Annotated in this window: 12 protein-coding genes and 1 tRNA gene; 4 read left to right on the forward strand and 9 right to left on the reverse strand. The window is 54.1% G+C overall.

Going from position 1 to position 15,585, the window contains the following annotated elements:
* Window positions 1–122: 122 nt before the first annotated feature.
* Window positions 123–1,379, reverse strand: coding sequence for a tRNA (N(6)-L-threonylcarbamoyladenosine(37)-C(2))-methylthiotransferase MtaB (gene mtaB / locus ACR3EH_RS11445; protein ID WP_171675808.1), 1,257 nt, complete (start codon window positions 1,377–1,379; stop codon window positions 123–125).
* Complete coding sequence (gene dapF, locus ACR3EH_RS11450) at window positions 1,376–2,209, reverse strand: diaminopimelate epimerase (protein ID WP_171675810.1); 834 nt, start codon at window positions 2,207–2,209, stop codon at window positions 1,376–1,378. Before dapF ends, mtaB begins: the two co-directional genes overlap by 4 nt.
* A 221-nt stretch (window positions 2,210–2,430) precedes the next feature.
* On the opposite strand from dapF, the gene ACR3EH_RS11455 reads away from it, so the two are divergent.
* The 3 genes from ACR3EH_RS11455 to ACR3EH_RS11465 all read left to right on the forward strand — a co-directional run bounded on the left by ACR3EH_RS11455 (window position 2,431) and on the right by ACR3EH_RS11465 (window position 5,248).
* Window positions 2,431–2,506: transfer RNA gene (locus ACR3EH_RS11455), tRNA-Lys, on the forward strand.
* A 134-nt stretch (window positions 2,507–2,640) separates the two neighbouring features.
* Window positions 2,641–3,420, forward strand: coding sequence for a hypothetical protein (locus tag ACR3EH_RS11460; RefSeq protein ID WP_170644466.1), 780 nt, complete (start codon window positions 2,641–2,643; stop codon window positions 3,418–3,420).
* Complete coding sequence (locus ACR3EH_RS11465) at window positions 3,395–5,248, forward strand: 7-cyano-7-deazaguanine synthase (protein ID WP_253762058.1); 1,854 nt, start codon at window positions 3,395–3,397, stop codon at window positions 5,246–5,248. Before ACR3EH_RS11460 ends, ACR3EH_RS11465 begins: the two co-directional genes overlap by 26 nt.
* Here the strand turns inward: ACR3EH_RS11465 and ACR3EH_RS11470 are convergent, their stop codons facing one another.
* The 7 genes from ACR3EH_RS11470 to ACR3EH_RS11500 form a co-directional block, all read right to left on the reverse strand.
* The gene (locus ACR3EH_RS11470) at window positions 5,249–6,310 is read right to left on the reverse strand and encodes a tyrosine-type recombinase/integrase (protein ID WP_170528624.1); all 1,062 of its coding nucleotides are present in this window, start codon (window positions 6,308–6,310) and stop codon (window positions 5,249–5,251) included.
* Window positions 6,288–6,794, reverse strand: coding sequence for a helix-turn-helix domain-containing protein (locus tag ACR3EH_RS11475; protein ID WP_171675812.1), 507 nt, complete (start codon window positions 6,792–6,794; stop codon window positions 6,288–6,290). Before ACR3EH_RS11475 ends, ACR3EH_RS11470 begins: the two co-directional genes overlap by 23 nt.
* Window positions 6,794–6,997 (reverse strand): helix-turn-helix domain-containing protein, encoded by a 204-nt coding sequence (locus ACR3EH_RS11480; RefSeq protein WP_058272705.1) that lies wholly within the window; start codon window positions 6,995–6,997, stop codon window positions 6,794–6,796. The genes ACR3EH_RS11475 and ACR3EH_RS11480 overlap by 1 nt, the downstream gene beginning before the upstream one ends.
* A 483-nt stretch (window positions 6,998–7,480) precedes the next feature.
* A complete protein-coding gene (locus ACR3EH_RS11485; RefSeq protein WP_253762059.1) occupies window positions 7,481–9,106 on the reverse strand; it encodes a L,D-transpeptidase family protein in 1,626 nt (541 codons plus the stop codon).
* Between the two features lie 321 nt (window positions 9,107–9,427).
* Window positions 9,428–11,188 carry an adenylate/guanylate cyclase domain-containing protein gene (locus tag ACR3EH_RS11490; RefSeq protein ID WP_171675814.1) on the reverse strand — a complete coding sequence of 587 codons (1,761 nt, stop codon included), beginning with the start codon at window positions 11,186–11,188 and terminating at the stop codon, window positions 9,428–9,430.
* 212 nt (window positions 11,189–11,400) lie between these two features.
* Window positions 11,401–12,354 (reverse strand): hypothetical protein, encoded by a 954-nt coding sequence (locus tag ACR3EH_RS11495; RefSeq protein WP_171675816.1) that lies wholly within the window; start codon window positions 12,352–12,354, stop codon window positions 11,401–11,403.
* A 157-nt stretch (window positions 12,355–12,511) separates the two neighbouring features.
* Window positions 12,512–14,236 (reverse strand): amidohydrolase, encoded by a 1,725-nt coding sequence (locus ACR3EH_RS11500; RefSeq protein ID WP_171675818.1) that lies wholly within the window; start codon window positions 14,234–14,236, stop codon window positions 12,512–12,514.
* A 324-nt stretch (window positions 14,237–14,560) separates the two neighbouring features.
* On the opposite strand from ACR3EH_RS11500, the gene ACR3EH_RS11505 reads away from it, so the two are divergent.
* Window positions 14,561–15,514 (forward strand): helix-turn-helix domain-containing protein, encoded by a 954-nt coding sequence (locus ACR3EH_RS11505; RefSeq protein ID WP_170493054.1) that lies wholly within the window; start codon window positions 14,561–14,563, stop codon window positions 15,512–15,514.
* Window positions 15,515–15,585: the final 71 nt, after the last annotated feature.

A 15,585-nucleotide genomic window follows, 5' to 3' on the forward strand; every position in this document is an offset into this window, starting at 1 on the left:
GAAACCCCCGCGCCACCCGGTTGCGGGGGTTTTTATTTGCGAGGTTGCTTGCAAGGGGCCAGCCCCTTCTTGGCCTTTGGCCAATTCAACCCCGAGGTATTTTGGACCAGATGAAGGGCGGATCAGACGGTGAGTTGGTCTGCAGTCTGTCCGGTGATCGCAGCCGTCACAATCTGACCTTCGGGCTGAGGCGTGGCGAAGGACACTTCGGTGAATTGCTCGGTCCGGCCCATATGGGGGTTTTCCATCAGGATATGATGGGTTTTGCCGATCTGTTCCGATAGGTGCTTTGCGACCTGAGCATCACCGGCCGCGCGCAGTCGCGCCGCGCGTTTTTTGATCACCGTTCCATTGACTTGCTGTGGGATCCGCGCAGCGGGCGTGCCGTCACGCTTGGAGTATGGGAAGACGTGCAACCAGGTGAGATTGCAGTCTTTGACCAGCCTAAGCGAGTTTTCGAAATGCTCTTCGGATTCCGTCGGAAATCCCGCGATAATATCGGCACCAAATGTCATGTCAGGGCGCAGCTTACGGGCGTCTTCGGTGAAGCGGATCGCATCGTCGCGCAAGTGGCGGCGTTTCATCCGTTTCAGAATCAGGTCGTCCCCGTGCTGAAGCGACAGGTGCAGGTGCGGCATCAGGCGTGGCTCGGTCGCGATGGCCTGCATCAGGTTCTCGTCGACCTCGATCGAGTCGATCGAACTGATCCGAAGGCGCGGCAGGTCGGGCACCAGTTTGAGGATGCGCATCACCAGATCGCCCAGCCGGGGCTGTGCGGGCAGGTCGGCCCCCCACGAGGTCAGATCGACCCCGGTCAGAACCACTTCGTTATAGCCCTTGTCCACCAGGCGCTTGATCTGGTCTACGACCACACCTGCGGGCACGCTGCGCGAGTTGCCACGGCCATAGGGAATGATGCAGAAGGTGCAGCGATGATCACAGCCGTTTTGAACCTGCACGTAGGCGCGTGAGCGTGTGCCAAAGCCGTCGATCAGGTGGCCCGCCGTTTCGGTCACGGACATGATGTCGTCGACCTGAACTGCTTCGGTCTCACCGATGAAATCGGCGGCCAAGCCGTTCCAGGTGTCTGGCTGCATCTTCTCGGTGTTGCCGATGACTGCGTCGACCTCTTCCATTTGGGCAAAGGTCTCGGGTTCCGTTTGCGCCGCGCAGCCGGTGACGATCAGACGGGCGTTGGGGTTTTCGCGCCGCAGCTTGCGGATCTCTTGCCGGGCTTTGCGGACCGCCTCAGCCGTTACCGCGCATGTGTTTACCACCACAGCATCGGTCAGACCTGCCTGCTGTGACAGCTCTTTCATCGCCTCGGTTTCATAGGCGTTCAGGCGGCAGCCCAAAGTGGTGAATTTGGGCGGGTTCATCCCAAAGACCCCAAGAACTCAGGGGTGAGGGTGCCCGAGAAGACATGGGCTGTGGGGCCGGTCATCCAGACTCCATCCTCGCGCCAGTCGATCCAGATCGTGCCGCCATCCAGCTCGATCTGAACTTTGCGCCCCGTTAGACCGCGCCGTGCGGCTGCAACCGCCGTCGCACAAGAGGATGAGCCAGACGCCAATGTGATCCCCACACCACGCTCCCAGACGCGCATACGTATATTGTCCGGGCCGATCACCTGTGCGACCTGGACATTGGTGCGCTCAGGGTAGAGTGGGTGGTGTTCGTAACGCGCGCCAAACTCGGTCAGTGGAATTGCCTCGGCGTCGTCGACAAAGAAGGTGCAATGCGGATTGCCCATACCGGTTGCCGTAGGCGCGCCTTCGATTGGCAACTCCAGCGTGTCCATCTCTTCTGCCAGCGGTATGTCCTGCCAGTCCAGTTGAGGCTGCCCCATGTTTACCGAGGTCAGACCATCGCCGACATCTTTCGCAAAGAGGGCACCGCGTTCAGTTGTCAGGGATAATTCGGACTTTCCGGTCTCATCCATCAGAAACCGCGCGATGCAGCGTGTGGCATTGCCACATGCGGCCGAGGTTGATCCATCGGAATTGTAGAAGATCAGATGCGCGTCTGCCTGTCCGTTTTCAATCACGGCCAGTTGGTCGAAACCCACGCCGAACTGTCGGTGGCCGATTCCCTTTGCAAGCGCCGGGTTGATCCGGGAATCGCGGGCGCGCGCATCCACGATGACAAAGTCATTTCCCAGCCCGTGCATCTTCATGAAGGGCAAACCGGTATCGAGTCTCTGTTGCATAGCGGCGATATAACCCTGGTCCGAACATGAATCCACCCTGTTGCGCAGAATCGTGAAAAAAGGGGTTGACCCCCCAGCGACACCTGCCTAATTAGGCCGCCTATCGGGTCGCCGGAAACACAAGATGTGATGGTGAAACGAGGCGCAAATTAAGGGCTTGAACCTGATCAGGGAATTGCCTTAAAGAGCGCCACGGATCGAAGAGATCCAGCAAAAAGAGTGGGCCGTTAGCTCAGTTGGTAGAGCAACTGACTTTTAATCAGTGGGTCGCAGGTTCGAATCCTGCACGGCTCACCACTGTTTTCAAAGACTTACGAGGCGATCTCATGCCTAACACTCGCTTCGGGTAAGCGCAGGGTAAGCGAAGGCCGCCATTTTTCCCTTTACATTCGCCTGATGGTTGAATGACTCTTCAGGCAAGGGAGGAGCGGATGGGACACATCAGGCTTGGCACTTTGCCTCGGTCCAGGAAGTGGCGCGAGGTCGTTGATCTGATCGCAACCAATGCGCCGGTCGAACAGATCGCCGAGGCCGCAGCGGATGCATCCGACAAAGATCTTAAACGGGCGAGTCGTGACCCTCGGTTTCAATTTGTAAGTGATCTTCTGGTGCGGTTGCCTTTGCTTGCGAGGGCCCCTGGCTTCGAAGACGCTTTGGTCGATCTCGGAATCGACAGATCAGAGCTTAACTCTGTGACAGGACTGCTTGCAGGATTGGAACGCGTTGTTGATCGCAACAGTTTTGATCTCCGAGGTTCCTCAGATGCAGGCGAATTGGCGAAGGCCGCGCTCTTGGAAAGCCTTTCCGTTCAGCTGCACGACCGGTTGCCATCGCTGTTTGAACCGACACCGCAAGAAATTCGCCAAGCACTCGCGAGTTTCGCCGTGGGTGATGCATTTGCGAGACTCGCGCGGGATTTCTTTGCCCGGCTGACATACCGCTCTCTAGACTACTATCTGAGCCGGGAACTCGCCAATCACACTGGCGAGGATCGACGCTTTTCAACCGATGCACAGCGAGTGGCATTTCAACAAGCCCTGGCCCAGCACACATTTGAAGTGTCAAGAATCGTCGAAGAATATGCGGGCGGCTGGTATGGCAAAACCGTCTGGCAGAAGCAGGCGCTTGATCGCGATGCAATAGACAAGTTCACAGCTTACGCGTTCAAAAAGATGCGCTCGGAATTTGGGCGCCGTCGCGCCGTTGCCTGAAGTTGAAGTCAGATGGTTGCCGCCCCTGACAAAAAGCGGCGGTGATGAAGTCCTGCGTCTCGACATTGCTGGCCGCGAAGTCGCAATGACGCTACGGATTGGACAATTGAACCGTCAATTGGTCGAGGGATTGCAGGATCGTGCGCTCGATTTGCTGGAGATTGCCGCGCTTGTCTATTGCGCGGACGCGGCAGTCAGCCGTGGTGGTTTGGCAGATCAGAAGATGGGTGAGAAGTGGCACAGACGGTTCGTAGCCACCATGCCGGTACGCGATCTGGATTTCTGGCAACGTGAGAGCGTAATACAGGCTCTGGAAGAAACGTTGATGTTTCTATCCGGCGATCGCTTTGAATTTTCTTTTTCGATCAAAGACGAACCGGATGCAGAGCGATCGCGCTTCTTCAAATTCGGTCGAAATAGTTCATGGAAGCCCCACCGTGTCTTGATGTTTTCCGGCGGGCTCGATTCCTTTGCGGGCGCTGTGGAAGAAATCGTGGAACAGAAGCATCGGGTTGCTTTGGTCAGTCATGCCTCGTCCACGAAAATAGCGCCGGTCCAGAAACGGCTGATCTCAGCGTTGAGCAAACGGTACGGACCGGAAAAGTGCCGTCACATTCCCATGAGCGCCCAGTTGAAGGGTCGATCGACTGCGGAAAGAACGCATCGCACGCGCTCATTCTTGTTCGCGGTACTTGGGTCGATCACTGCAAAGGCCTTCGGACTGGACCGCTTGTCGTTCCATGAAAACGGCGTTGTGAGCCTCAACCTGCCGCCGGTTGGCAGTGTCATTGGAACGCGAGCGACGAGAACGACCCATCCTAAGGCACTCAACCTGTTGACCGGTTTTCTGCAGCTTGTTTTCGAGAACGATATGCGCGTCGACAATCCCTACTTCGCGCGCACTAAAGCTGAAGTCGTGGAGCGCATCTCCCAACTTGGGATGGCAGATCAAATTGTCGAGACGCGCAGTTGCGCGAATGTGCATAATCAAACCAATCAATACTTCCATTGCGGTCGCTGTTCGCAGTGTATCGATCGGCGTTTTGCGATGCTCTCAATAGGGCTTGAACGTTTTGACCCTGAAGATGCGTATCGCGTGGACTTGATGTCGGACGCTCGACCGAACGGCATCGACCGGGAGATGGCGTTGTCCTATGTGCGCAATGCAGTGTTGTTTGAAAACGCCACGCCAGATGCACTGATCCGAAATTTCCCCGTTGTGTTGGATGCGGTCAATTACCTCGACAATCCGCCAGACACAGCCATGGTGATGATCGCAGATTTGCTGAACCGCCATGGAAAGGCGGACACATCGGTGATGCGTCAAACTCTTGAAAGCAAGTCACCCGGTGAGTTCCCTGAACAGAGTTTGCCAAGACTATATGGTGCGATGCAGAGCGCCTTGACCTTGCCGTTCGTACCTGCGGCCTCAGTTGATAAAAACGAGAAACAGCAACTTCCGCTGTCCATAGAAATCGACAAAGCCTCCCGTTTGGTTGTGATCGGCGAACATGTTGAGCTTAAGAAAAATGCCACAGCTGACCTGTTAGTGGTCTTGGCTGAAGAGTGGCTCCGTTCTGCTGGTGAAGGTCTCGAACCCATGGACCATCACTGCGTGAAATCTGTCGAACTCGTTGAAAAATTAGGCGTTGAATCCGACGAAGCCGTTAGACGGAGAATTCAGACTGCTCGCAGAACGCTTGCAGGGAGATTGGAGTCCGCTGGCCTGTCAGTTGATAAGCCCCAAGAGCTGATTGAAAATCTCCCTTGGCATGGATACCGGCTTGCTCCCGAGCGCGTGGTCGTTCGGGTGCGTCACCGGAGCTGATCATTCATCAATAACCGCGTCCTCGTCTGGCAACGGTCCACGGCGGCGAAACCGCCCCATCAGTTCGACCTGACGGCCAGGTGAAACAGAACCATAGGAGCTGAACGTCGTCATCACGTCGTCGTGTCCCATGTTCTGCGACCAGGCTTTATAGTCCTCTGGTGTCCTGCAGTGAAGTTTTGCCAGCTCTGCGATCGTATCTCGCACGCGGTGCGGCGAAAACGGTGGCAGCCCAGCGTTGATGAAGGCTTTCTTGAAGATTCCGGCCGCTGATGACGGGCCTGCCCACGGCTCACGCGCGATCCCCATGGTCTCAAAGCGCCGAGACGGGCCAACAGCAACGCGCGTTTTTGGAAATAAAGCATCTGTGTCTGAGAAGAGATGGTCCTTACGAAGCTCTCCGATCCATTCTCGCATAATTTGTTCGACGTTATCACCGAAGGGAAAAAAGCTGGCCGTGAAGGACTTTCCAAACTTCGTATCCACGGAACGTCCGTCAAACTGCACGCATCTGTTCGCAAGGTCGACGTGTCGCAGTTGCACTGTGATGGCCGCACCTTCGCGCGATCCGGTCAGGAACAAGAAGGCAATCAGGGCGCGATCACGGCGCTGGATTACGGTTTCCACCGGCATCGAAGACAAAAGGTGGTCCACCTGTTCGGGAGACGGATGCGGCTTCCAAAGAGTGCTACGACGGGCCTGTTCCGATTTGCGGTCCGGCGTGAGATAGGCGATGTCTGAGCGTGAGATCTTTGACTTGTACCCCGGTTGGTCCGCCATCCAGTCAAAGAGCTTCATTACATCGCGCAACACACCGTTTATCGTGGCAGCCGACAATGGGGCGCCCGTGCGTTCGTTGCGCAAACTTTGCAGATGGCGTTTGAACGCGCGCGCCCTTTCTGAATGAAACGCCCTGTAGTCCTTGCCTTTGAGCCATCTGTCATAGATGGCAATCGACGCTGCAGCTTTGTCGATCGAAGATTGCGACAGCCCCTTTGCGTCCTTCAGCCAGACAAGGTGTTTGCGCTTGATGCGCAGGTTATCCGAGGTGTGTTTTGGCATGGGTCTCGGGCTCCTCTTTCAAGGTCACTTTTGAATGAGTTTCGGTACAGGACACTGATCTTGGGGAGGCTTGTTGAAGTGTGACCTCCAGTTTGGCCTGAATGGCTTCCAGATCTGAACGGCGAATGATCTTGTTCATGACCGCACCACACGTGGGACAGAGGGCTGTTAGGCGGCCGCTGGAAGCTGTTTCCTGAACATAGTCAGCGATCTTGCCGTCGGGTTCGCGCGGACCTCTGCAGCTGAGGCAGTAGCAGTGATGCAATGCCAACTTGCACCGCGCCTTGCGTCGTCTTTGTCCGAGGAAGTCCTTGAGCACATGTCCTTCGATCAACCAAGGCTTGCTGCTGGTATCAGCCGCAAGTCCGTTGTTCCCAATCCAGCGAATGACGGTCTGGCGATGACAGCCCAAAACGTCCGCCACCTCCCAGACTGTGTAGACAAGGTGCGATTTGACTTTGTGTGAGGGGAAGGACTTTGCCACTACACACCCTCCCCGGAAATCGGTCCGCATGTATTCTGGCAGACCTGCGCCTCCTCAAAGGCTTCGATCACGCCTTCATCGTATAAAACGCGCGCGCCGATCTTCAAAAACCTGGGCCCCTTTCCGAGCCAGCGCCACTGCTCCAGCGTCCGCGGCGACATGTGCCACCGCTCCGCCAGCTGATCTTGTGTCAACTTGGGCATATCAACCTCAATTGCTCACTGCGGCACGAGGAAGTTCGGTCCGCTTCTGTTGAACAAAGTGAGGGATCGGATCTCTAAAATCTGTGGCCGCCGCCAATAAAGGCGTGACACATGCCAGGGCTAAATCATTGATATTATGTGACTTGAATCAGAAAGGTGTGACCCATCCGCAAAATGCGTAACCTTGCCACCCAAATCGCAGGGAGTCAGCGGCTGCAAACGACCCGAAAGCTGACGTTAATCAAAAATGCTTGGAAGACGGCTTCGAGCCCATAGCGAACGATGCTGAGGTTGCCATCAACGTCAGCGATGCGCAGAAACCGGACATTGCAAAGTCTAGTAGACCGCCCAGAGCGGCCACTCGGCGCTGCTACGCGCGTTGAGCGCTTGTGAGTCCTGAACGCAGCTGCGCTGGTTCATTTTGGTGACGACAACTATTGCAGTTTGAACATGGAATAGCGCATCTCTTTGAGGATGACGTGTTCATCGATCCAAAGCTGCGAGGATTCGAGCATCTCGTTCGTATGGGTCCTCACGGAAATGAACGGCCCCATCTTCGACCCAAGCAGTCCAATAGGTCAAAAGGACCGGCATGGGCTCGGGTAGGTTAACTCGCGTTGTCTTACCGCTATCCAAAATGGATTGCATCTTTTGCCGACTCCAGTCGGGCTCTCCCTCCATCAAAAGGCTGGCAAATTCGAACGGATACTCAAGACGAACGCAGCCGGAACTTAGGTTCCGCTCATTTCGGTCGAAAAGACTGCGGTCGTTGGTATCATGCAAGTACACAGCGTATTTATTGGGAAACATGAACTTGACTAAACCTAACGCATTGTCTGGGCCCGGCTGCTGAACCAAAGTCACGGCGGGGTTCTTTGCCCCCCAGTTGACAGCGTTGGCAGGAATTGTCTGCCCGTCTTTGTTCCGAACTACGTAATTGTTGCGCGCTAGATAGGCTGGATCCTTGCGGATCCGCGAAAGCTTGTCTTTCCGAAAAATCGAGGCGGGAACGGTCCAAGTCGGATTGAATTCCATGTATTCAATTTCATCTCGGAACACTGGGGTTTTGCGGTAGGCTGATCCTGTGATTGACCGGGTGGTCCAAAGCGTCCCGCCAGATGTGACCAAGTAAGTACGAGCGCCTGCAATATTTACCAGTACGAACTCCTCGTCGATTTCCCGCATGAGCCAACGGCCCCGTTCCAGGCTTAGGCGCAACTTATTTATGCGGTCTTCGACAGGTTTGTTGAGAGACGCGAAGGTCTTGCCACCAACGACGCCATCTGCCTCCAGGCCGTGACGATTTTGAAAGGTTTTTACCAGTTGCACCAAGTAATCGTCATAAACCCAAGCTGGATTTATGCCGTTTTGGCTGATTTCTTGAAATTCATTTGTTCCCTCGTAGCCTTCTGTCGCTAGCCTTTTGCGCAGTTCGGCGACGGCAGGATCCACCATTTCCGGCTTCAGAACCGTTTCTTCGGGGACTGTGTTCCAGCCTCCCTTTGATGCGATAGCTCTGTATTTGCGCAATGCATCAACGAGCATCGTATATTGCACATTGTCGATATCAATGCGTTCAATCAAAGCGCTAAAGCCTTCGCCTTGAAGAAATTGGCTCAATACTATGGAAGGGTCTTGTTGAATTACTGGTTTTGAGAAGTTCCAATCGTCATCCAATGCATTTGGATCGACTTTTCCAAACACCAAATGGTGTACGAGTTTCACGGCCGCGTCAGTCGCCAGAATATCGAATAATGCTCGACTGGAGGCATCGCCACCCTGTGAAGCTTTGAACGCGGATCGAAGCTCCTCTAGTTTGAAGTCACTCGGCGTAAAGCCCTGATCAATTGCTCCACCCAACTCCTCAAAAAGCTCGTCAACCAATTCAATACTGGTCCAAGCTGGCGTAAATTCTCTAGCCGTATAGAAACGAGGTACAAGGATTTCTGCGTCCAAACTCTTGCTGTTTGAAAGCGTACTACTCGCATTCGTATTTGACCTTAGAAGCGCTTCTATCTGTTCCGAGACTTGGTCTGCTGCGCCTAAATTGGGCCATGTCATCAGCGTTGCAGTCAGTGCAGTTGCAACTACTGATTTAAGACCTTTCATCATCCGCTCCGCCACCTTCAATCTATATATTGGCTCTCCATCGGAAGATACTCCAACATTATGTATAATCAAATTGGAATTTATTGGTTTCGGATCTTGCTCGCGCCGCATCGACGACAATTATTTGCGAATGGCTGCGTTGCCCGTAGAATAGACGGCGGGTGAAAACTTGAGAACGTCTGATTTGGGCTGAAACAGTCGTTGCCGATTGAAGCAATGAGCGATTGCTTAGAACCTTTCGAGAACAGTGCGCCAAAATTGGATCTACCTTTGGCACGTTTTGTCTGCGGTAGTTTGCGAGCTTTGGCATTTGGACCAACTCTACGGCTTAACACCAGCTTTCTTCAGGCCTTCGACCAAAAGCGCATTGTGTTCGGGTAGACGGAAGAGGATCAAAGCGCCGGAGACAATGCTGTCTAGGAACGCTGGCGCGAAATCCGCCAGCGCCTGCTCATGTGGCAGGCCTGCTTCGGCACGCCCGAGGTGGGCGGCACTGGCGATCATAAGAGCCCGGCGGATCGGCGCACGCGGCGTCATCTGAATCGCGCGCTCACCCCAACGCATTGCGTCTTCAAATTCAGCGTCGGCGAAGGCAGCTTGAGCGAGCGCCAGATAGGCGTCTCCTACCCAGAGATCAGTGTCGCGTGGGGAAAGCCGGAGGGCAAGGTGGGCATGTTCGCGCGCCTCTGTGGTTCGGCCGACCAAAGACTCATGCCAGGCCATGAAGAAGATGTTCCGGGCAAAGTTCGGGTTCAGTGTGAAGCCCAATCTGAAGTCGGCGTTGGCACCGTCAAAATCTCCACGGAAATGACGAACCATTCCGCGAACGCATAAGGCGCGCGGGTCGAGGTGACCACCAAGAAACAGAGGTTCAATGCTTTTCTCAGCTAGGCTCAGGTTTTCGGTGGGGTCCTCATCGAACTGGTATAGATAACGCATCAGGTAGGCAAACGCTTTGATCCAATGCGCCTGGACATTGCGCGGGTCGAGATCAATGGCGCGATCAGAGGCCGATATGACCTCATCGAACTTTTCCTGAGAGTAGAAGCCTCCTGCGTAGAAGATCGCCATCGCACGTAGCGAGAGGTCGTAGGAGTTGAAGTCGATATCTCGAGCCACAGACGCGCGATCTATTTCGGCAATGGATATCTGGGGGGCGATGGCTCCGACCACGCTGCGTGTAATCTCATCCTGTAACGCGAAGATGTCGTCTAGCGTGCGGTCGTAGCGCTCGGCCCAAACATGGGCTCCATTTGTGCAGTCGATGAGTTGGGCAGTAATGCGTACGCGGTTTTGGGCTCGACGGAGGCTACCCTCTAGCATGAAGCGAACACCGAGTTCACGAGCGACATCTATATGGGTGACGGGGCGACCCCTGAACGAAAACGAGGAGTTGCGGGCGATGACGAAAAGCTCGGGAAAGCGCGAGAGCTCTGTGATGATGTCTTCGGAAACGCCGTCACAGAAGTATTCCTGTTCTGGATCATTGGACATGTTCTGGAAGGGCAAGACAGCGATTGAGGGTTTGTCAGTGGGTTGCAATTGGTATTGCGTGGAATCAGATTCGCCCTCCATCGCCAATTTGTAGGCGCGAACTGGCTTGGAGATGTTTTTGAGCGCTACTTCGCCAAGGTCTATGATGTCGTATTCAATTTTGCCTCGAACCTGCCGGCATGCGTCGTCAGACAGAATGACACCGCCTGGGTCAGCGACGCCTTCGAGTCTGGCGGCAAGATTAACACCCTCGCCATAAATGTCGCCCTCGTCCAAGATTACGTCTCCAATGTGCAAGCCTATTCGGAAGCTGATCCGGCTTTCGGTGGGGCTCTCGGCTTCGGCGGCGTGCAGCGCCTTCTGGAGCGCTGCTGCGGCCTCAACGGCAGAAACGACCGAGCTAAAAAGGGCAAACAGGCCATCACCGGTAAGCTTGATAATCTCACCTCCGGCACTTTCGATACCTGGATTGATGATGTCCCGGCGTAGGTCTTTGAGACGAGCAAGTGTTCCCGCCTCGTTAGCCGCCATAAGCCGTGAGTAGCCGACCATATCGGCGGCAAGTATGGCGGCAAGTCGGCGTGTCATGCGCATTTCCCAATAGCAACCTTTTTTCGAATCTATCAAGTTCGGTAGTAGTGTGCCAATTTTCGAAAATGTCCGGTTTGGGCTATCTACAGTCCTTCGGTGAAAGCGGGCCAATGGCGGCGAAGTCCGCAAAGCAGACTTTGAGCAGATTTCACTGAATGTCCGTTCTGAGCCCAATGTGGACATTGAAGATTCAATAGTCGCAATTGTGACTACTGTATCGCCACAGCCCGAGCCTCACCGGCCAGAGACATGTATTCGCGCACCGCAATGACATCTTCTGGCGAGGTTAAGTGCCCAGCCTTTAGGAGGTTGGCAAGCAGCTTGGCTTGGCTCCATTCTTCACGAGCTCCGAATTGACGGGCCACAACCGCGGCAATCGATGGTTCATTCTGCAAAACCGTTGCAACAGCGCCTCGAACAACGTTTTGCATCTCTTCTTCCCCGGATTGGCTATGAATTGCCAAAGCCTCGGCGACCAGTTCCTTGTTTTCGAGCGGAAGTGTTTCATCTGCCAGATAACCCATTGCCAATTCGAAGGCGGCCTCTGGCCCACCGTGTTCCAAGAAAGCTGTCGCGAAAGCACCCAATGCAGGACCAGATTTATTTGAATAAACTTTGAGCCCCACTTTCAAAGGTCGCTCAGCTTCCCTGCCGTCGGACAGTCCAAGGAGAAGAATCTGTATTGGCAAGAGTGTGGGGTCTGACAAAGCAACCCATTGTGAAGTGATAGAAGCCGCCGGTATGGTCAGTTCAAGCCCCTTCAGCGTCTTGTAGTCCACACGGTCTAATTCGCGGAGCGCCAACCGATGCACGCGGATGTCTGAGTGGCCTAACATAGCTCCGAAATACGCCAACCTGTCAGCGTCGTTCCCTCCGCGCCAGTCCTCAAGCCTAGCGATGATATGATCAAAGATTGGGATCAGATCTCCATCGACAAGCGCAAGTCGCGTCCAAGCGCCATACTTTTCCCGTCCAAAAACTGCGTAGGCCCCCGGACTTTTCCCCAGTCTTTCGATTGCAGTTGCGTCTACGCGTTGCGGAATTTCTATATCTTCGCGCGCTATACCGATTGCAGCGATCGGGTCGTATCGCAATGGGTCCACTGGATCCTCTATCACCGGTATTGCCAGCGCGATTTCGTTACTGCGCAGTAACTTGTCCACTAGAGTGTCTTGAGGGATATAGTTGTGAAAGGCGCAGGCAAGCGCAGTGTGGACGGCCATTAACACGGAGACTACTGAGCCCGAAAAGGCTGCGATGATTATACGTTTCAACGTCTTAACCTCCCTGAGAAGATTTGACTTTCATGCAACAGTCCAATCACAGCGTGTCCGTCTCCATGCCCTCCAACCATGTCTCGCTCACGGCGATGTTCTCGATCTGCATTGAATCGACTGCTGTGGGGTCATCTTCGAGAATTGCGAGGTCGGCGTATTTGCCAACTTCGAGGCTGCCTGCGATGTCGTCCATGTGCAGCTGCCACGCCGCATGAGTCGTGACCCCTTTTAGCGCCTCTTCTACCGGAATGCGCTGGTCTGGCGCGAATACCTCACCCCCGTCAGCCATGACACGGGTGACCATATCTTGCACACAGCGCAGTGGGCCAAGCGGCGATACCGAGTAGTCACTGTGCATTGAGAACGGGATGCCCTTTTCAACGGCTGTGGCAGCAGCATCGTAATACTCGACCCTTTCTGGCCCAAGCAGATTGTCCCGGAACGCCTTACCCCACCAACGGATATGGCCGGATAGGTAGGTTGGTGAAACACCGAGTTCCTTCATCTTGTCGTACTGCTCGGGGTGGCCGACGCTGCAATGCTCAATCCGGTGCCGATGATCGTCACGTGGATTCTCCGACAAAACCTGTTCGTACACTCTTAGCACTAGATCTATGGCGGCATCCCCGTTTCCATGAACGGCAAGAGAGAAGCCATCCCCATGTGCACGTTTGACCACTTCGTACAGTTGATCCTCGGTGTAGTTGAGTGCTCCACGGCTGTCCGTGCCAAGGTAAGGCTCGCGCAAGTAAGAGCTGTAGGCCTGCGTTGCGCCATCTGACCACGCCTTCATCTTGGCAACGCGCATCTTGTCGTCGCCGTAGCCCATACCGATTCCGTTTTCGGCCCATTCGTCCATCAGGGTTGAGACTAGAAACGCGCGCGTCCGCACCGGCGCGCGATCCTTGATGCGCTCAAATAATCTGAGGTCTTCTATCCCTTTGTTTTGACCGACGCTTGGATCACCGAAGGTCGTAATTCCGACCTTGGCACCCGAGTTGAAAAAACGGAGCGTTCGCGCCTCCATATCCTCATCGGTCAGTTGTTGGGCAGCGTTTAGAAACGGGCCAAATGTCGGGAGCTCTTCCAAGCGACCAGTGAGTTCCCCGTCGTCATTTTTGACGTAGCGAGCCGCGACGGGGTCCGGAGTGTTCTTGTCTATTCCAACGATTTTGAAGGCGAGTGAATTAGCGTAAGCTGCATGACCACTTCCTTCCAGCAACAGGAACGGGTTGTTGGGGGCGATGCGGTCCATATCCTCAAGAGTGAACTGTCGTCCGCCGGGGGTTACGACGCCGTCATAGTCAGCGGCCAGAAGCCAATCGCCTTCTTTCAATTTGGCGGCACCTTCGTTCAGTTTTTGCATTACCTCATCGAAACTCGCCACTTCTGTCGGACTGATGATAATAAAGTCGTCCTTGACTACCGAATACGAATGCGCGTGGCTGTCGATCATGCCGGGCATTAGCGTTCTGCCGTCAAGATCAATGATGCGTGTCGTGCTCGCGGTTAGCGCGTCGATTTCGCCTTGGCTACCGGCAGCGACGATCCGCCCATCACGGATCGCCAAAGCTTCAGCCCGTGGATTGGAGGTGTCCATCGTCAGGATACTACCGCCACTGAAAACCACGTCTGCTGCATCAGATTGGGCAAGAGCTGTTCGATAGGGAAGCATAAGAGCCCCTGCAGCAGCGAGCGACCCGGTTTTCAATACATCACGCCTGTTTGGTAGGTATGCCGTTTTGTAGGGAAGCAATGGGTCTCTCATGCGATAACTCCTTATATCTCAATAAATTTTGATGAAGCCGCTGCGCAGCCGGCTCTATGTGTCTCGAATTCGGTTTGGCAAAGCCACCTAAACTCCATGCGTTTGCAGGACTCATTACATGACGGAATGCATGAAAGTCTGCCTCCGCAATCCTCTATTGGGCATTCCCAACCCGCTTTGCTTTCGACGAATTGTCGCGATCAGATTAGTTGATTTGGTGAAATTCTCGCGATGAAATAGTATTCAATTTATCCGGTGTATTATTTTTTTCGGACCGCACATTAATTTTGGTCCTAAGTGTTTCACGTATCTTGGAGCGGCCATATGCAGTTGCGACCTATAAAGAGTTTTGCACAACACTTCACGAACGCACCAGTTCGGGAAACAGAACTTGTTCAGCTTGGTCCCGGTAAAATCGACTTAAAAGATTGTTGGATCTACGGAGAAAACAGTTTCGTGAATACTGCCTCCAGTAAAGCCCGGTCTTCTTGGACAGTGCTCGGCCGGCAGGATTTGATGGCACTAATGTTGCCACTTTCTTGGGATGGGGATTACCGCGTAAATGGTTGGTATTCCAATCCTGGCGATGTCTATCTTCTAGACGGGCAGTACGAGTACTGCAACGTAGGTCAAGATCGGAAAGTGCTATTCATTGCTTTCGAACGCCATCGAATGACAAGGGAAATCGCCTCCTTAAGCAGGCGTACCTACGATGAGCTGCCCAAAGGGCACAATAAGTTGGAAGTTGGTCTGGCAACAGCCGAGAAGCTATCCAAGATAGCTGACCGAGCTTTCCTAAATGCCACACCTTTTGATCAAAGCGGCCGACGGTTTGCCATGAACCGCATAGTGGAAAGCGCATTCTTTGCTCAGATCGCGGACTGGATGTTGTCTTTGGACCTACTATCCAAAAGTACACATGTTCTGGACAAGGCAGCGTTTAAAAGTGTTAGGTTGGCGAGGGACGCAATCACTCGTATCTCTCCGGACGAACTAACGATCCCAACTCTGTGTCGAGTGGCAGGCGTCGGGCGCAGCCAACTTCACGAGAGCTTTGTCGATATTTTTGGTGAATCGCCCTGGCAATATGTACTGAAACGGCGCTTGACCTCCGTCAGAGAGCATCTCCTAGACGTTGAATCACCACCAAGATCAGTAAAGGACACGGCGCTCATGCATGGTTTCTTGTCGGGTGGCCATTTTGCGAAAGAATACCAAAAGATGTTCAGAGAGTTGCCGTCTGAGACGTTGAAAAAGACCTTGGCCGACAAGTCTTAACTGTGATCAGGCCGCCCGCGGTTTTGGCGTCAATTGGCTAAGCAATCAATATTTTCTTGGAGCTTCTAATC

Source organism: Ruegeria sp. BG7, assembly GCF_056535685.1.